Raw genomic sequence first — 19,226 nt, forward strand, 5'->3', positions numbered from 1 at the left:
CTCACCGGGGCGTCACCTCGTACAGCGGGAAGTAGCTGTCGAAGGCGTCGCGGGAGTAGGCGTCGGCCAACTGCGGGATGGCGTCGAAGGAGGCCACCGGCTCGTTGATCTCGGGCAACCAGCCGGTGCTCTCCTGCACGTCCCGGATCCGCCGGCAGTCCTGGAACCGCCACGCGTGGGTGTGCACGTGGATGTGCCGGCCGATGCACTCCACCGCCCGCAGGTTCGACAGCCGCATGCCGTGCTTCCAACCGACGGTGGCGAGCACGCTCTCCCGGGCCAGCGACTGCAACGTCACCCGGTGCAGCCCACCGCCCATGTTGTCGAGGAAGATGGAGACGCCCTGGCCGCCGCTGAGCTCCATCACGCGCTCCACGAAGCGCCGCTTGGAGTCCCTGTGCCGGTCCAGCGCGTCCGGGTCGCCGGAGGCCTTCGCCACGTCGTAGTCCAGGTCCGGGAACTCCCGCCGGTCGATCGCGGCGGCGCCGGTGGCGGCGATGGCGGCCAGCCGGCTGTCCCGACCGGACACCATGGCCGTCCGGAAACCGTCCCGGCGGGCCAGCTCGAGCTGTGCCCAGACCACGCCGCCGCCCCAGCCGAGGACCAGCGGGGGCTCGTCCCAGTGGTCGTCGACCTGGGCCTCCCAGCAGCGCCGGGCCACCCGCCAGTTGTCCCAGGCGGTGAAGTACCGGGCGAACGGCGCCCAGCGCTCGATCGGGTGGCGGCTCTGCTCGGGCAGCGGCACCATCAGCCGCGCCTCCGTGACGAACCGCCCGGACAACAGCCCCGGCGAGCCGGGGGCGTCGTACGCGCAGATCCGCTCGGCGTAGCCGTTGCGGTCGATCACCCCGAACGGGATCCACAGGCACTCCTGCCCCTCGCGCAGGCCCCGCACGCCCGGCCCGGCCGCGAGCACCCGGACCACCCCGCAGGTGCCGAGGACGATCTTGTCGTCGCCCCGCTGCCGGGCCACGTCCACCGGGTGCCGGGCGATCGCGTGCTCCATGTTGGCTTCCCAGCAGCCCACCAGCGGCTCGACGAGGACCTCACCCTCCTCGGGCCGGCGCACCGGGATCTGCTCCAGCGTCAGCTGTCCCCGGGTCGGCTCGCTCCCCGGTTCAGTGGCATGCAGCACCCACGCCTTGGTCGTCGCCATCCTGCACCTCCTGATCGTCGTCATCCATCTGGGCGGCCAGTGCCTGTTCCACGGCGGCGGCGAACGCCGTCACCGTGCGGTTCTCGAACACGCTGCGGATCGGCAGGTCGACCTGCCAGGCGCGGCGGGCCCGCGACACCACCTGGGTGGCCTTGATCGAGGTCCCGCCGAGCGCGAAGAAGTCACCGTCGGGGCCGAGGCCCTCCACCTGGAGCACCTGGCCCCAGAGCGTCGCCACCGCCTGCTCGGTGACCGTCATCTCGGCCTGCGCCTCCTGCTCGCGGGCCAGGTCGCGCGGCGACGGCAGCGCGCGCACGTCGAGCTTCCCGCTGCTGGTCAGCGGCAGCCGGTCGAGCGGCACGACGGCGCCGGGCAGCATGTACTCCGGGAGCACCTGCGCGCAGTGCGCGAGCAGCTTCTCCGCGTCCACCCGCGCCGCGCCGGCCGGCACCACGTACGCCACCAGGGTGTCCGGCGTGCCGTCCGAGCCGTCCGAGGCGCGGGCCACCACCGCGCACTCGGCGACGTCGTCGTGCCGGCGCAGCACCGCCTCCACCTCGCCGGTCTCGATCCGCAGGCCGCGCACCTTGACCTGTTGGTCGGTGCGGCCGAGGAAGCGCAGCGCGCCGTCCTCGGTCCAGCGCACCAGGTCGCCGGTGCGGTAGAGGCGGGCACCGGGCGGGCCGAACGGGTCCGGCACGAACCGCTGCTCGGTCAGCTCGGGACGACCCGCGTAGCCCCGGGCCAGTCCGGCGCCGCCGACGTGCAGCTCGCCGGGGATGCCGACGCCGACCGGGCGGCCCGAGGCGTCCAGCACCCGGACCGTGACGTTCGGGATCGGCCGGCCGATGGGCGGCGCCTCGTCCTCGGGGCCGCACTCGTGCACCGAGACCCAGATCGTCGCCTCCGTCGGGCCGTACGCGTTGAAGACCCGACGCCCGGGAACCCGCCACTGCCGCACCAGCGACGCGGGCAGCGCCTCGCCGGCGAGGACGAGGGTGCGCAACTCCGGCAGGGCCGCGACCGGCACGGCCGCCAGGGCCGACGGGGTGATGGTCAGCGCGGTGATCCGCTCGGTGGCCAGCAGGTCCCGCAGGTCCGGCCCCGGGGCCACCCGCTCGGCCGGGGCGAGGTGCAGCGTGGCGCCCGCGCCGAGGGCCATGGCCACGTCGAAGACCGACGCGTCGAACGTCGGCGACGCCCACTGGAGCACCCGGTCGTCCGGGCCCAGCCCGAAGAGCGCGCGCTGGGCCGCGATGACGTTGCACAGCCCCCGGTGCGGCACGAGCACACCCTTGGGCCGGCCGGTCGACCCGGAGGTGTAGATGGAGTAGGCCAGGTCGTCGGGGCCGGCCACGGCGGGCAGCCGGTCGTCGGGCAGGTCGGCGTACCGGTTACGGTGCGCGTCCAGCAGGACGGTCTCCACCCCAGCGCGCGGCAGGCCGGCGCGGTGGCGCCGGTCGCTGACCACCACCGCCACACCGGCGTCGGCGAGGATGTCGGCCAGCCGGGCCGGCGGGTGGTCGGGGTCCAGCGCGACGAAGTAGCCACCCGCCTTGAGCACGGCGAGCATCGACACGACCAGTTCCGGGGTACGCCCCAGGCACAGCCCGACCGGCGTGTCCGGGCGCACGCCCAGGTCGCGCAGGTGCCGGGCGATCTGGTTGGCCCGGCGGTCCAGCTCCCCGTAGGTGACCGACTCGCCGCTGGCGCGCAGCGCGACCCGGTCGCCGCCCAGGTCGGCCTGCTCCTCGACGAGCCCGTGCACCGTCGTCCCGTCCGGGTACGGCGCGGACGTCCCGCTCCAGCCGGCCACCAGGGCGCGTTCGGCGCCGGTCAGCACGTCGACGTCACGCACCGGCGTGTCCGGCCGCGTCGCCACGGTGTCGACCACCGTCGCGAGGTGCCCGAGCAGCCGGGCGACGGCGTCGTGGCCGACCCGTCGGGGGTCGTAGCCGACGCGGACGGCGAGCCGCTCGCCCTCGGGGATCACCAGCACGGACAGCGGATAGTTGGTCCGGTAGCGGTACTGCCCGTCGCGGATCTCGACCGCGCCGCTGCGCCGGTGCAGCACACCCACCCCGGGCAGGTTGAGCACGGTCATGATGGTGTCGAACAGGGGCAGGCCCGGGGGCACCTCGCTCCACCGCTGCACCTGCTCCAGCGGGCTGAAGTCGTACCGGCGCAACGCCGCCTGTTCGTGTTGCAGGGCGACGGCGGTGGCGAGGACCGAGCGGGCCGGGTCGAAGCGGACCCGCACCGGCAGCGTGTTGATGAACAGGCCGGCGGTGTGCTCCACCCCCGGCACGTCCGACGGGCGGCTGGACAGCGTGCCCCCGAACACGACGTCGTCGCGCCCGCTGTGCGCCCGCAGGACCAGCGCCCAGCAGGTCTGCAGCAGCGCGCCGAGGGTGACCTCGCGGCGCCGGCCCAGCTCCCGCAGGGCCGCCACGGTCTCCGCCGGCACGTGCAGCACCTGCTCCGGGTTGTCCCGACCCGACGGCTCCGGCGCGCTGCCGTCCGCAGGGCGGATCCACGCCGGGGTGGTCGAGTCGGTGACGCCGCGCAGCGCCTCCCGCCACGCCTGCCCGGCCGCGTCGAGGTCCTGGGCCCGCACCCAGCCGACGTACTCGTGGAAGGAGGTAGCCGGCCTGGTCTCCAGGGGCCGCCCGCCGGCCAGGGTGTCGTAGTTGGCGAACGCCTCGTCGAGCACCATCAGCGCCGACCATGCGTCCAGCAGCAGGTGGTGGTAGCGCAGGACGAACGTGTAGTCCTCCTCGCCGGTGCGGATGAGGGTCAGCCGGACCAGCGGCGGCTGCTGGACGTCGAACCCCTGGAGCCGGTCGGCGCGCAGCCGCTCCTCCAGCCGGCCCGGCAGGTCCGCGGCGGGCACGTCCCGCCAGTCGAGGGTCTCCATGGGCACCTCGACGTGGTCCCGGACCACCTGGACGGGCTGCTTGATGTCCTCCCAGTGGAACGACGTACGCAGCACCGCGTGCCGCTGGGTGAGCGCCTGCCACGCCGCGAGCAGCAGGTCCGGGTCGACCGGCCCGTGCAGCCGGTACTCGACCTGGTCGACGTAGAAGGCCGCCCGGGGGTCGGCGAGGCTGTGCGACAGCAGCCCTTCCTGCATGTACGACAACCGGTAGATGTTGTCGACTCCGGGAACGGTCACGGATTGTCCTTCCTCAGCGTCTCGGGTGCGGTGGGACGTCCGTTCGGGCGGCCGGAACTCGCCCCGGCCAGTTGCGCGGCCAGCGCGGTCAGGTCGCTCGCGTCCAGCTCGGCGTCGGCGAAGGCCGCCAGATCGGCGGGTGTGCGGCGGCCCTTCCCGGCCGGCGCCCGCTCCCCGCCCGGCCGGCCGGGCCCCGGCGCGGTGTCGGCGTCCGCGCGCCCGCCGGGCCCCCGGCCCCCGGCCCCCTCGCCCTCGGCGTCCCGGTCGTCGGTGGCGACGGCGGCGAGGTCCCGGACGGTCGGGTGGGCGAAGACGTCGGCCTCGGCGATGCGCAGGCCCGCCCGGCGGGCGGCCCCGACCAGCCGGAGGCTGAGGATCGAGTCGCCGCCGAGGTCGAAGAAGTTGTCGGTGACGCCGACCCGGTCGACCCGGAAGATCTCCGCCCAGATCTCGGCGAGGATCTGCTCGCGCGGGCTCTCCGGGGCCTGGTGGGGCCGGCCGGTGTCCGGCCCGGCGGCCGGGGTCGCCGCCGGGGTGGCGTCGACCAGTTCGGCGTAGAGGCCCGGCCGCCACCGCTCCGGCAGGTGCCCGGCGAGCCGGGACCAGTCGGCGTCCGCGACCACCAGGCACGGCGGCCCGGACGCGGAGCGGGCCAGCACGTCCAGCCCGGCGGCCGGGTCGAGGGGGTGCAGCCCGAACGCGGTCAGCCGGTCCCGCTCGCGGGCGCCCAGCCGCGCCGCCATCCCGGTCTCCGCCCACGGGCCCCAGGCGATGCTGACCGCCGGCAGGCCGAGGGCGCGCCGGTGGCCGGCGAGGGCGTCGAGGAAGGCGTTCCCGGCGGCGTACCCGGCCTGGCCCGCGGTGCCGACCACCCCGGCCAGCGACGAGAACAGCACGAAGAAGTCGAGCTGGTCGTGGAGTGTGGCGAGGTGCAGGTGCGCGGCGGCCAGCTTCGGCCGGAGCGGGATGTCGAGGCGGTCGGGCGTCTGCGCGCCGAGCGGGGCGTCGTCGAGGCCGCCGGCGGCGTGCACCACGCCCCGCAGCGGCGGGCCGGTGCGCCGCGCCTCGGCCACCGCCAGGTCCAGCGCGACCGGGTCGGTGACGTCGCAGACCAGGGTCCGCACCCGGTCGTCCTCCCCCGGAAGGGGCTCGGCGCCCTCGACGGCCGTGGCGCCCCGGGACAGCAGCCACACCCGGCCCGCGCCCCGTTCCAGCAGCCAGGCCGCGATCCGGCGGCCGAGGCCGCCGGTGCCGCCGGTGACGAGGTAGCTGCCGTCCGGGTGCACGGGCAGGGTCTCCGGCCCGTCGGCCGGCGCCGGCAGGAGCCGGGGCACCAGCGTCCCTGTCGGGCGGGCGGCCTGCTGCGGCGGCGGGGCCGGGGCGGCCAGCGCGGCGAGCACGGCGGCGGCGTCCGCGGCCGGGTCGCCGTCGGGCGCCAGGTCGAGCAGGACGACGTCGGCGTCCGGCCGCTCGGTCATCGCCACCCGGCCCAGCCCCCACACGGCGGCGTGGGTGGGGTCGACCGGTCCGGTGTCGTCGGTCTGCTGGCAGCCCCGGGTGGCGAGCACCAGCCGGGCCGTCGGGTGCCGGTCGGCCAGGGCGTGCAGCAGGTGCAGCGCGGCGTGCACGCCGCGGGCCTGCCGCTCGTGCAGCGCCCCGGCGCCGCCCGGCACCCCGGGGCCGTCGTCGAGGGGCCACAGCAGCGCGACACCGCGCAGCGGCTCGGGCTCCGCCAGCAGCGCGGGCAGGCCGCCGGGGTGCTCGGCGACCGTCGCCGGCCCGACCGTCCGGCAGGTCCCGCCGCCGTCGTGGACGGCGGCCGCGACCCGGTCGGCGACGCCCCCGCTGTCGGCCAGGAGCAGCCAGCGGCCGGTGGTGTCGGTCGGGCGGTCCGGGGCCGGGTCGGCGGGACGCCAGTCGATCCGGTGGCGCAGCCGGTCGCCGTTCTCGGCCCCGCGCAGCAGCGCGTCCCGGCGGACCCGGCGCAGCCGCAGGCCGTCGACGACCAGGCGGACCCGGCCGGCGGCGCGCAGGGTGACGTCGAGGACGAGGTCGTCGCCGTCGGGGGTGGCCGACCGCAGCCGGGCCCGGCAGGTGAGGTCGTCGTCCAGGGTGGCCGTCGGCCCGGGTGCGTACCAGGCGAGCCGGTCGACGCCGACCGGAACGGCCAGCCCGCCGCCGTCGGCGGCCAGGGCCTGCGGGGCGAGCGCCAGGACCAGGCGCAGGCAGGAGTCGAGCAGGCCGGGTTCCGGTTGCGTGGACGGCGGTACGACGCGCGGGCGGCGCAGCGTGGCGTCGACCTCGTCGCCGTGCCGTACGACCGACTCCAGCCACCGGTAGCGCGGGCCGAGCCGGTAGCCGGCGGCCCGCATCCGGTCCTCCAGGTCCACCACCTCGGTGCCGGCGCTGTCGCGGGGACGGGCGGGTTCGGCCGGCGGCGGGCCGGCCGGTCGCACGGTGCCGGTGGCGTGCACCCGCCAGCGCGCCGGGTCGGTCCCGGTCGCGCTGACCACCTCGGCGGTCCGCCCGGGGCCGTCCGGGGCGCCGAGCAGCACCTGCACCCGGGCCTGTTCGCCGGCGGTCAGGGTGAGCGGCTCGGGGAAGGCCACGTCGGTGACCTCGGCGGTCGGTTCCCCGTCGGCGGCGGTCGCGGCGAGGATCGCGGCGAGGTGGTTGGCGGCCGAGACGACGGTGGCGCCGAAGAGGCCGTGGTCGGTCAGCCGCTCCGGCAGCTCGGGGCCGACGACCTGCTCGAAGACGCTCCCGGTGAGAGCGGGTGAGCGCAGCCGCTCCCCGAGCGGGCCGGTGTCGGCGGACCGGGCCACCCCGAGGCGGGTGTCGCGCCAGAAGCGACGCCGCTGGAACGGGTACGTCGGCAACGGCACCCGCCGGGCGTCCGGGTGCACCCGCTCCCACGCCACCGGCGCGCCCGCGCAGAAGGCGGCGCCCAGCGCGTCCCGGGCCACGGCGCGGTCGGCGCGGCCCCGGCGCATCGCCGGCACCCACCGGGCGCCCCGCGGCACGAGCGCCCCGCGGCGGGCCAGCGTGCCCAGCACCGGGTCGGGGCCCAGCTCCAGCACCAGCCCGCAGTCCAGCTCGCCGAGGCGGCCCACCGCCTCGGCGAAGCGGACCGGCTCGCGGGCGTTGCGGCGCCAGTAGTCGGCGTCCATCAGCCCGTCGAGCAGCCGCCCGGTCACCGTGGAGACCACGTCCACGCGCGGCTCGGCGGGCCGGACGCGGGCCGCCTCGGCGGCGAGACCGTCCAGGGCCGGGTCCATCAGCGCCGAGTGGAACGCGTGCGACACCCGCAGGTCACGGTGCCGGACACCGGCGTCGTCCAGGGTCCGCGCCACGCTCTCGACGGCACTCGCCGGGCCCGACACGACGGTCTCGGCCGGGCCGTTGTACGCCGCCACGGACACCTCGGGGTGCCGGGCCAGCACGGCCTCCGTGGCCGCCCCGTCGGCCGCGACGGCGAGCATCCGGCCGCCGGCGGGCAGCGCGTCCATCAGGCGGGCCCGTACGGCCACCAGCCGGAGCGCCTCCTCCAGCGGCAGCACGCCGGCCACGCACGCCGCGGCGTACTCGCCGACGCTGTGGCCGAGGACGACCGCCGGCGCCAGGCCCCAGGAGCCCCAGAGCCGGGCCAGGGCGTACTCGACGGCGACGACGGCCGGCTGGGTCCAGCCGGTGCGGTGCAGCAGCTCACCGTCGTCGTGAAGCACCCGGAGCAGGTCGTCGCCCAGGTGCTCGCCGAGGATGTCGGCGCACTCGCGCAGGGCGGCGCGGAACACCGGCTCGGTGTCGTACAGCGCCCGGCCCATGCCCGGGTACTGGCAGCCCTGGCCGGGGAAGACGAACGCGATCCGGGGGACGCCGCGAACCTCGCCCTCGACAAGGTCGTCGGCCCGGCCCCGGGCGTACCGGTCGAGGTGGTGGCGCAGCTCCGCCCGGTCGGCGCCGGTGACGGCCAGGCGGTGCCGCAGCGGGGCGCGGAACCGGGCCGCGGCGGCGCAGACGGCCGGCGCGGGGAGTTCCGGGTGCCGGTCGAGGTGAGCGGCGTAGCGGCCGGCGAGGGCCCGCAGCGCGGCGGGCGACCCGGCGGACAGCGGCAGCAACAGTGCGTCGCCGCTGCCGTCGCCGCCGTCCGGACCGGCCTGGCGAGCCGGCCCGGCCGGGTCGGCGTGGTCGACCGCGTCGCCCGGGACGGCCCGGTCCGCCGTGCCGGGACCGGCCGGGGTGGCCGGTGCCAGGGCGGCCGGGGCGGTCGCGGGGCGGTGCTCGGCCAGCAGCACGTGCGCGTTGGTGCCGCCGATGCCGAACGAGCTGACCCCGGCGACCCGGGGCCGACCGTCCGGGCCCGCCGGCCAGGGTCGGCCGGTGGTGGCCACCGACAGGGGCAGGTCGTCCCAGGGCAGGCGGGGGTTCGGGGTGCGGAAGTTCAGGTGCGCGGGGATCCACCGGTGCCGCAGCGCCAGCACCGTCTTGATCAGGCCGACCACCCCGGCCGCCGCCTCCAGGTGACCGATGTTCGTCTTCACCGAGCCCACCACCAGCGGTTCGCGCCGGTCCCGGCCCAGCACGTCCGCGGCGGCGCGCAGCTCGATCGGGTCGCCGAGCGGGGTGCCGGTGCCGTGCGCCTCCAGGTAGCCGACGTCGGCCGGGGCGAGACCGGCGGCGCGGAGCGCGTCGGTCAGCAGTTCCTGCTGGGCGGTGCCGTTCGGCACGGTCAGGCCGCTGCTGGCGCCGTCGTGGTTGACGGCGGACCCGGCGAGCACGGCGTGGATGTCGTCGCCGTCGGCGATCGCGTCGGAGAGCCGCTTGAGCACCACCATCCCGGCGCCCTCGCCCCGCGAGTAGCCGTCGGCCGCCGCGTCGAAGGTCTTGCACCGGCCGTCCGGGGCGAGCGCGCCGGCCCGGCAGAGGAACAGGGTGATGTCCGGGGCAAGCATCAAATGCGCGCCGCCGGCCAGCGCGAGGTCGCACTCGCCGGCCCGCAGCGCCTGGGCGGCCAGGTGCACGGTGACCAGCGACGACGAGCAGCCGGTGTCGACCGCCATCGACGGCCCGCGCAGCCCCAGCACGTACGACAGCCGGCCGGCCGCCACGCAGAAGAGGTTCCCCGTGCCGGTGTAGCCGTCGATCCGGGCCGGGTCGGCGATCTGGAGTCCCTTGTAGTCGTCGATGGACAGACCGGCGAAGACGCCGCCGCGGGTGCCGCGCAGCCGGTCCGCCGGCATCCCGGCGTGCTCCAGCGCCTCCCAGGCCACCTCCAGCAGCAGCCGCTGCTGGGGGTCCATGCTCTCCGCCTCCACCGCGGAGATGCCGAAGAAGTCGGCGTCGAAGGTGTCCACGCTGGGCAGGAACCCGCCGCGGCGGGCATAGATGGTGCCGGGTTCGAGGGGGTCGTCGCCGTGCAGCGCGTCGACGTCCCATCGGTCGCGGGGCACCGGGCCGGTGGCGTCGACGCCGTCGCGCAGCAGCCGCCAGAACTCGTCCGGGCCGTCGGCGCCGGGCACCCGGCAGGCCATGCCGACGACGGCGATCGGCTCGTCGGCCGCCGGCACCCGGCCCGTGCGGGCCGGGGCCGCCGCCGGAACGGTCGCCGGCCGGTCCGCGTCGCCGCCGCCGAGCCGGGCGGTGAGGTGGGCGGCGAGGTCGGCGACGGTCGGGTGGTCGAACGCGACCGTCGGCCCCACCGGGACGTGCGGGCGCAGCTCGGCGGCGAGCCGCTCGGCGAGGCGGACGGCGGTCAGCGAGTCGAAGCCGAGGGCGAACAGGCCCGCGTCGGCGGGGATCTCGGAGCGGTGGCGGCCCAGCACCTCCGCCGCGCGGTCCACGACGTACTCCCGGACCCGGTGGCCGAGCCCGGCCGGGTTGCCGGCGCGGAGCCGGTCGACGACCGACGACCCGACGGACACCCGCTCCGGTTCGGCGGCCGGGGTGCCGGCGGCCCGGGTCACGGCCGGCAGCGCGTCCCAGGCGACGGGCAGGCCGGCGAGGTAGAGGTCGGCGGCCAGCGCGTGGACCGCCTCGGCGGCGTCCCGGTCGGGGCGCAGCGAGCCCAGCACGCTGGTGCCGGGCCGCCCGCCCAGGCACTGCAGCAACGCCGTGCGCAGCACCGGGGTGGGGCTGATCTCCAGGTGGACGGCGGCGTCGGCGCGGCCCACCGCGTCGAGGAAGCGCACCGGGCGGCGGGACAGCATCCCCCAGTGCTCCGCGCCCAGCCGGTCGCCGGTGACCAGGTCGCCGTGGACGGTGGAGACCATGTCGGTGGTGGTGGGCCCGTGGCGCAGCAGCGGCCGCAGGTCCGCCACCAGTTCGTCGGTGAACGGCTCCATCTGGGGGCTGTGGAAGGCGTAGTTGATGCCGAGGTCGCGGTGGAACACGCGGTCCGCGGCCAGCCGCGCCACGGCGGCGTCCAGGGCGGACCGCTCCCCGGACAGCACCACGCTCGCCGGGCCGTTGACCGCCGCCAGCGACAGCCCGGCGGGCAGGTCGGCGAGCAGCCGGGTGGCCTGGTCGGCGGAGAGGCCGACGGCGAGCATCCCGCCGCCGCCGGTCGCCCGCTGCAACATCCGGCCCTGGTGGTACGCGACCGCCATGGCGTCCTCGACGCCGAGCGCCCCGGCGGCGTACGCGGCGGTGATCTCGCCGAGGCTGTGCCCGATCACCACGTCGGGCCGTACGCCGAGGCTGTCCAGCAGCGCGAGCAGGCCGATCTCCACCGCGACGATCGCCGGCTGGGCGACGGCGGTCTCGGTCAGCCGGCTCGCCCCGGCCGGCCGGCGGATCTCCTCGGTGACGGACCAGCCGCCGAGCGCCCGGACGGCCGCGTCGCACCGGTCCAGGGCGTCGGCGTACGGGGCGCATCCGGACAGCCCGTCGCCCATGCCGGGCCACTGGGTGCCCTCGCCGGAGAACACCATCGCCAGGCGCGGGACGTCGGTGCCGGTGGCCGTGCGTACCCCGTCGGTGTGCTCCCCGGCGGCGGCGGAGCGCAGGGCGGCCACCAGCGCCGCCCGGTCCCCTCCGGTGGCGACCAGCCGGTGCGCGGCGCCCGCCGGCGCGCCCTGCGCGGTCGGCTCCGCCCCGGCGTCCAGCCGGTCCGCCGCCTCGGCGGCCAGCTGGCGCAGCCCGTCGGCGTCGGCGGCGCCGATCGGCACCATCCAGGACATGGGTACCTCCGTCACCGTGGTTCCACCGCCGCCGGGACGGGGAACGGCGTGTCCTTGATCTGGTGGCCGCCCAGCTCGCCCTCCACCAGCAGCACCTTGGCGGCGGCGGGCGGCGCGGGCGGCCGGAGCACCTCGGCGACCGGCCGGTTCGGGTCGGCGGTGATCGCCGCGAGCGTCGCCACGAGGTCGTCGAGCACCCGGCCGGCGGCCTCGTCGGTCAGCAGGTCGCGGTGGTACGACAGGATCAGTCCCAGCTCCACCCCCGGCATCACGTCGAGCCGGAACGGCTCGGCCAGCCGGCTGAAGAACGTCGGGACCCGCTCGGTGGAGCCGAACAGGGTGGGGTCGAGGTTCTGGAAGACCAGGTACGCGTCGAACATCGGCTCGTCCGCCGGCCAGCCGGCCCACTCCGCCACCCGCTCCGGCGCCACGTACTGGTGGTGGGCGGCGTCGGCGCCGACGGTCATCACGTGCGACAGCAGGTCGACGACGGGCCGGTCCGGCTCGGGCAGCCGCACCCGCATCGGCAGCACGTTCATCGTCGGGCCGGTCAGGTCCTCGACGCCCGGCAGGTCCGCCGGACGGCCGTTGAAGAAGACCCCCAGGGTGGCCTCGTCGCGGCCGGCGTACCGGGCGAGCAGCGCCGCCCAGGCGGCCTGGACCAGCGTGTTCGGGGGCATCCGCAGCCGCTGGGCGGTGTCCCGCAGCGCCTCCGTGACGCGCGCGTCCACGTGCAGGTGCTGCCGGGCGTAGCCGTGCCGGTCTCCGGGCCGGTTGTCGGGGGCGGACGCGGCCAGCGGGGTCGGCGACCACCCGCCGGCGAACATGTCCCGCCAGAACGCCGGCGTGTCGGCCGGTACGCCGCGGCGGCGCAGCCAGTCGACGTAGCGGCTGAACGGCACGTCCGTGCCGGCCTGCGGGGTCTCGCCGGCGAGCAGGCGATGGTACTCACCGATGACGTCGCTGAGGAAGACGCTGAGGCTCCAGCCCTCCATTCGCAGGTAGCTGAAGCTGAACACGGTCCGGTAGGCGTCCTCGTCGACCTTGGCCAGGAACAGCCGGATGCCGGCGGGGTCGTCGGGGGCGCAGCCCACCACCTGGTCCTCGCGCAGGAAGCGGGCCAGCGCGGCGTCCTGTTCGGTGGCGGTGAGCCCGGTCCAGTCCTCGTACCGGGAGGGCAGCTCGACGTCGCGCCGCACCACCTGCAGCGGCTCGTCCAGGTCGGCCCAGACGAACATGGTCCGCAGCAGGGCGTACCGGCGGGCCAGCCCCGCCCAGCAGCGGCGCAGCAGGTCCACGTCGATGGGGCCGCGCAGGGTGTCGACGCGCTGCACCAGGAACTCGCCGGGTCGCGGGTCGGCGACCAGCCGGCGCAGCATGTGCGCCTGGTACGGGGCCAGCGGGAAGACCTCCTCCACGTCGGCGTCGGCCAGCAGCCGCTCCCGGTGGGCCCGGTCGCGCTCCGACAGCCCCCAGTCGCCCGGCGACTCCGGGGCGGGCCCGTCGACGGTGCCGCCCTCGGCCAGCCGGGCGTCGGCGACCGCCGCGAGTTCCGCCACCGTCGGGTGCGCGAACAGGTCGCGGGGCACGAGCGGCAGGCCGGCCCCGTTGGCCCGGGCCATCACCCGGATCCCCCGGATCGAGTCGCCGCCCAGCTCGAAGTAGTTGGCCGTGGCGCTGACCCGTTCCAGGCCGAGGACGGACGCCCAGATGTCGGCGACGAGCTGTTCGGTGCCGTCGGCCGGCGGGACGTGCGCTCCCCGGTCCCGGGCCGCCGCCGGCGGCGGCGCCGGCAGGTCCGACCAGTCCACCTTGCCGTTGAGGCTCAGCGGGATGCCGGTCACCGGGACGAACACCGCCGGCACGGCGTAGCGCGGGATCCGGTCCTTCAGGTGTGCCCGCCAGCGCGGGCCGAGTTCGCCCATCAGCCGGGCCTGGCGGGGCCAGTTCGCGAGCGCGCCGCCGCGCGCGGGCGGCGCGGGGGGCCACGACGGGCGTACGTCGGCGCGGTGGAACAGGGCGTCGATCCGGGTCGGGTCGGCGACCGACGGGGCGACGACGACGCCCACGCCCAGCTCGTCGGCGAGCCGGTACAGCTCGTCGGGGTCGACGCCGGCCGGCTCCCGGTCGACCCGGGCGCGCAGCTCGCCCACCGTCCGGCAGGCGCCGTCGCCGGCCCGCAGGGCGGCGATCTCGCGAAGCCGGCCGTTGGGTATCCCGGTCACCGCGACCACCGGTTCCTCCCGGAGCCGGTCGCGCAGCCGGCCGGCCAGGTCGCCCTCCCAGCCGAGGGGGTCGGCGGCCGGCTCCGGCGCGGCCGGGCCGTCCGCCGCCGGGTCGGCGGCGACGCGGACGACCACGTCGTAGCGGAACCGGCTCAGCTCGTTGTCGTAGCCGCCGCGCTTGAGCCGCACCTCGACGGCGGCGACGCCGGGCAGGGTGTCACCGAGGGAGGCGAACAGCGCCGGGTCGAGCGCCAGCTCCTCCTCCTGCCACGTCCGGGCGGCCGCCCGGGCGAGCACCACCGCCGGGTCGGCGTCCGGGTCCGCCCGGTGCAGTTCCACCGAGCGGTGGAAGTCGGCCAGCAGGGGCAGGCTACGGACGTCGCCGACGACGATCCGGCCGCCCGGGGCGACCAGCCGGCGGGCCTGCGCGAGCACCTCCCGCAGGTAGTCGACGTCCGGGAAGTACTGCACGACCGAGTTCAACAGCACGGTGTCGAACGACCCGGCGGGCAGGTCGGCCAGCTCGTGCGCGGCCCGTTCGTCGAGGGTCACGCCCGCCAGGCCGCGGGCCCGGACCTCGGCGCGGACCTGGCCGAGCGCGAACCGGGAGATGTCGGTGCCGTGGTACGACGCGGCGTGCGGCGCGATGCGCAGCAGGAGCAGGCCGAGCCCGCAGCCCACCTCGAGGACCCGGCCGGGCGGCTCCGCCAGGGCCAGGGCGACGGTCTCGTCGACCCACCGCCGCATCTCGTCGGCCGGGATCGGGTCGCCGGTGTAGCTGCTGTTCCAGCTGGAGAAGTTGCTGTCCGCCGCGTCGGCGCTCTCCGGCTCGGTGTACGCGTCGTCGAAGACCCGCGCCCACTGCTGCACGGTGCCGTCGGCGTCGCCGGTCGCCGGGGACCCGTCCGGGGTCGCCGGCGCGGCCGGCTCCGGGTGCTCCGCGGAGCGGGGCACCACGTACGCCACGAGCTGGCCCTCGCCGGCCTCCCCGCCGGCGGCGTCGCGGCGCACGGTGACCACCGCGTCCCGCACGGTCGGGTGCTCCCGCAGGGCCGCCTCGATCTCGCCCAGCTCGAAGCGGATGCCGCCGAGCTTGACCTGGAGGTCCTCCCGCCCCAGGTAGGACAGGGTGCCTCCGGGCCGCCACCGGACGATGTCGCCGGTGCGGTACATCCGGGCGCCGGGGCGGTCGGTGAACGGGTCGGGGACGAACCGCTCGGCGGTCAGCGCGGGCCGGCCCTGGTAGCCGCGGGCCACCTGGATGCCGCCGATGCACAGCTCGCCGGGCACGCCGACCGGCACCGGCCGGCCGGCCGGGTCCAGCACGTAGATGCTGGTGTTGTCGACGGGGGCGCCGATCGACACGTCGGTGGTGTCCTCCCCCGGCGGGCACCGGTAGGCGGTGACGTCCACGGCGGCCTCGGTCGGGCCGTACAGGTTGTCGAGCCGGGCGGGCAGCCGCTCCTGGAGGCGGCGGACCAGGTCGCGGGGCAGCGCCTCGCCGCTGCACACCACCCGGCGCAGCCCGGTGCAGGTGGCCGAGCGCGGCTCGTCGAGGAAGAGCCGCAGCATCGACGGTACGAAGTGGACGGTGGTGACCCGCTGGTCGTTGATCAGGTCGACCAGGTAGCCGGGGTCGCGGTGCCCGTCGGGGCGGGCCATGGTGACGGTCGCGCCGACCAGCAGCGGCCAGAAGAACTCCCACACCGAGACGTCGAAGCTGGCGGGGGTCTTCTGCAGCACCGCCTCGCCGGCGGTCAGCTCGAAGCGGCGCTGCATCCAGCGCAGCCGGTTCACCACGGCGCGGTGGCTGTTCATCACCCCCTTCGGCATGCCGGTGGAGCCGGAGGTGTAGATGACGTACGTCAGGTCGTCCTCGGTGACGCCGCTGGTCGGGGCGTGCTCGGGCTCGTCGGCGCAGTCGTCGCGGTGCAGGTCGATCACGGGCGGCGCGTCGGCGGGCAGCACGTCCCGCCCGCCGTCGCCGGTCAGCACGATCTCCGCGCCGCAGTCGGCGAGCAGGTACGCCAGCCGCGCGGGCGGGTGCTCCGGGTCCAGCGGCACGTAGCAGCCGCCGGCCTTGAGCACGCCCAGCAGCGCCACCAGCAGTTCCGGCGAGCGGTCGAGGCAGACGGCGACCCGGCTGTCCGGTCCCACCCCGTGCCGCCGCAGCCGGTGGGCCAGCCGGTTGCCGCGGCGGTCCAGCTCGGCGTAGGTCAGCGACCGGTCGTCGAGCCGGACGGCGACGTGCCCGGGGGTGCGCCGGACCTGCTCGGCGATCAGCTCGTGCAGGACGCGCGGCGCGGGTTCCGGGGCGGCGGTGTCGTTCCACGCCCGCAGGACCCGGTCGCGTTCCTCGTCGTCGGTCAGCTCCAGCCGGGACAGCGGGGCGTCGGGGTCGGCGCAGACCTGGTCGAGCAGGCGCAGCAGGCTGGCCAGGATCCGCTCGACGGTGTCCCGGTCGAACAGGTCGGTGGCGTATTCCAGCCCGCCGGGCAGCGTGTCCCCGGCGTCCGCCAGGGACAGCCACAGGTCGAACTTCGCCGACCCGGTGTCGCCCTCGACCAGCCCGACGAGCTGGGTGTCGGCGGTCAGGTCGACGCGCGGCGGCGGGGTGTTGTTCAGCGCGAGCATCACCTGGAACACCGGGTTGTGGCTGGTGCTGCGCTCGGGCTGCAGCTCGTCGACCAGCTTCTCGAACGGTAGGTCCTGGTGGGCGAAGTCGGCGGACACGTCGGCGCCGACCCGGGTCAGCAACTGCCGGAAGGTCGGGTCGCCGGTCACCGTGGTGCGCAGCGCCAGGGTGTTGGCGAAGAAGCCGAACAGGTCCTCCAGCTCGGGGCGGTTGCGGTTGGCGACCGGCGTGCCGACGACCACGTCGGGCTGCCCCGACCAGCGGGAGAGCACCACCGTGAAGGCGGCGAGCAGCACCATGAACAGCGTGCTGTCGGTGCCGGCGCAGAGGGCGCGCAGCCGCCCGGTGAGCCGCTCGTCGACCGTGAACCGGAGGGTGTCGCCGCGGAAGCTCTGCACGGTGGGCCGGGGCCGGTCGGTGGGCAGCTCCAGCAGCGCCGGGATTCCGGCGAGACGGTCCCGCCAGTAGCGCACCTGCCGGGCCAGCGTGGGCCCGGACATCTGGGCCCGCTGCCAGACCGCGTAGTCGGCGTACTGGAGCTTCAGCTCGGGCAGCCGGGGCGTGCCGCCGGTGACCAGCGCGGAGTAGCACTCGGCCAGCTCGCGGGAGAACACCCGGCCCGACCAGCCGTCGGCGATCAGGTGGCTCCAGTTGACCAGGAAGACGTGCCGGTCCGGGGCGAGCCGGAACAGCCCGAACCGGACCAGCGGCCCGACCGCCAGCACGAAGATCCGCCGGGCCTCCTCCTGGAGGGCCTGGCGTACGCGCTCGTCGCGCTCGGCCTCGCTCAGCCCGGTCAGGTCGGTCACCGGCAGGTCGACGGCCGCGGGCGGCGAGACCACCTGCACCGGCTCGCCGTCGGCCTCCCAGATGGTGGTGCGCAGCGCCTCGTGCCGGTCGACGATGCGCTGCACGCTGTCCCGCAGCGCCGCCACGTCCAGCGGCCCGCGCAGCTCGACCGCCATCGGCGTGTTGTACGCGGGACTGTCCGGCACCATCCGTTCGAGGAACCAGAGGCGCTGCTGGGAGAAGGAGAGCGGGGCCGGGCCGTCGTCGCCCCGGCGGGGGATCTCGTCGCGGTTGCCGCGCCGCCCCTTGGACCAGGCCGCCAGCAGCGCCTGCTTCGCCGGGGACAACGCCTGGGCGGGGCGCGCCCCGCGCTGCTCGTCGACGGTCATCGCGCGGCCCCATCGCCGTCGCCTGCGGAGGACGGGGTGCCGTCCGCCCCGGGGGATCCGTCGGGGTCGCCGCCGTCCGGCCCGGGTGCGGGGTCCGCGTCCTGGAGGGCGCGGATGATGGTGGCCTGGGCGGCGATGGTGTGCGCCTTGAACAGCTCCTCCAGCGGCAGGTCCACCGCGAAGCGTTCCCGCAGCCGGGTGACCAGGCGAGTGGTCAGCAGAGAGCTGCCGCCGAGGGCGAAGAAGTTGTCGTGCACGCCGACGGTCTCGAAGCCGAGCAGCTCGCGCCAGGCGGCGGCGATGGACTCCTCCAGGTCGTCGCGGGGCGCGACGTAGTCGGTGGTCAGGTGGGGACGCTGGTGCAGGGTGCTGCCGAGGTCCACGTCGAGGCTCGTCGGGCCGGCGTCCACCGGCTCCGGCGCCCGGCGCAGGGCGAGCGAGTCGTCCTGCACCGGCACGGGGCCGTCCTCCGGCACGTCGATCCAGTAGCGGCGACGCTCGAACGGGTAGGTCGGCAGGGACACCCGCCGGCAGGGCTGGCCGGCCGCGAACGACTCCCAGTCGACGTCCACGCCGGACTCCCAGAGCCGCGCCAGGGTCGCCAGCAGGAACGCCTGGTCCGGCTGCGAGTCGCGGGGGTGCCGGACGGAAGGCAGGACGGGCGGGGCCGCGTCGTCGCCGTTCGCCCCCACCAGCGCGCCGAGCACCGTGCCGGGGCCGACCTCGACCAGCATCCGGTCGGCGGAGCCGGCGAGCAGGGTCCGCACCCCGTCGGCGAAGCGGACGGTGCCGCGCAGGTGCCGCACCCAGTAGCCGGGGTCGGTGGCCTCGGCCGGGGTGATCCAGGTGCCGGTGACGTTGGAGACGTACGACAGCGTCGGCTCGCGCAGGGTGAGGCCGGCGACGTGGGCGCGGAACTCGTCGAGCACCGGCTCCATGGCCACCGAGTGGCCGAGGGTCTGCACGTGCAGCCGGCGGAAGTCCACCCCGTCGGCGGCGAGCCGGTCGGCCAGCTCCTGCACGGGCTCGACCAGGCCGGAGACGGTGCACTGGCCGGGGGCGTTCACCGCGGCGATGGAGAGTTCCGGCCCCAGCCGCGCGGCGAGTTCCTCCTCGGGCAGCGAGACGGCGAGCATGGCGCCGCCGGGCAGCCGGTCGATGAGCTGGCCGCGCAGGGCCACGGTGTCGATGGCGTCGGCGAGGTCGAAGACGCCGGCCAGGCAGGCGGCCACGTACTCGCCGCTGCTGTGCCCGAGCATCGCGTCCGGGCGCACGCCCCACGACTCCCACAGCTTGGCCAGCGCGTACTCCACCGCGAACAGCGCGGTGGTTACCCCGGCGGACGTGCCGAGGAACTCCTGGACGGCGCGGTCGCCGTCGGGGGCGCGGACCACGTCGCGCAGGTCGAAACCGAGCCGGGCGAGGGCCAGGTCGGCGCAGCGGTCGAGGTGCTCGGCGAAGACCGGCTCGGTGGCGTAGAGCTGGCGGCCCATGCCGACGTACTGGCTGCCGCCGCCGGGGAAGAGGAAGGCGACCTTACGGCCGGGCCGGAAGTCGACGGCGCCGGTCGGGGGCGTGGTCAGCGCCGCCGCGGCCTGGGTGGCGTCGCGGCAGACCACCGCCCGCCGCCGCTCGAAATGCCGACGACCCACCTGCAACGTGTACGCCACATCCGCCAA

The 19,226-nt window shown here is 76.4% G+C and carries 5 protein-coding genes; all 5 read right to left on the minus strand.

What is annotated here, in order from left to right; translation table 11 throughout:
- Position 1 precedes the first annotated feature (1 nt).
- Positions 2 to 1,156 (minus strand): hypothetical protein, encoded by a 1,155-nt coding sequence (locus ACFY23_RS18255; RefSeq protein ID WP_350686361.1) that lies wholly within the window; start codon positions 1,154 to 1,156, stop codon positions 2 to 4.
- Positions 1,119 to 4,331, minus strand: coding sequence for an amino acid adenylation domain-containing protein (locus ACFY23_RS18260; protein WP_350686363.1), 3,213 nt, complete (start codon positions 4,329 to 4,331; stop codon positions 1,119 to 1,121). The genes ACFY23_RS18255 and ACFY23_RS18260 overlap by 38 nt, the downstream gene beginning before the upstream one ends.
- Entirely contained in the window at positions 4,328 to 11,524 is a 7,197-nt protein-coding gene (locus ACFY23_RS18265) for an SDR family NAD(P)-dependent oxidoreductase (protein WP_350819745.1), read from the minus strand. The genes ACFY23_RS18260 and ACFY23_RS18265 overlap by 4 nt, the downstream gene beginning before the upstream one ends.
- The gene (locus tag ACFY23_RS18270; RefSeq protein ID WP_350685986.1) at positions 11,521 to 17,547 is read right to left on the minus strand and encodes an amino acid adenylation domain-containing protein; all 6,027 of its coding nucleotides are present in this window, start codon (positions 17,545 to 17,547) and stop codon (positions 11,521 to 11,523) included. The genes ACFY23_RS18265 and ACFY23_RS18270 overlap by 4 nt, the downstream gene beginning before the upstream one ends.
- Positions 17,544 to 19,226 (minus strand): acyltransferase domain-containing protein (locus tag ACFY23_RS18275; protein WP_350685985.1); only part of this gene is annotated, 1,683 nt, incomplete at its 5' end. The genes ACFY23_RS18275 and ACFY23_RS18270, both read right to left, overlap by 4 nt.

This window comes from Micromonospora sp. NPDC000121, assembly GCF_042899165.1.
Taxonomy (GTDB): domain Bacteria; phylum Actinomycetota; class Actinomycetes; order Mycobacteriales; family Micromonosporaceae; genus Micromonospora.

Excerpts from the sequence above, each read along its gene's own strand:
- ACFY23_RS18255 (WP_350686361.1), bottom strand. The coding sequence starts at position 1,156 with ATGGCGACGACCAAGGCGTGGGTGCTGCATGCCACTGAACCGGGGAGC.
- ACFY23_RS18270 (WP_350685986.1), bottom strand. The coding sequence starts at position 17,547 with ATGACCGTCGACGAGCAGCGCGGGGCGCGCCCCGCCCAGGCGTTGTCC.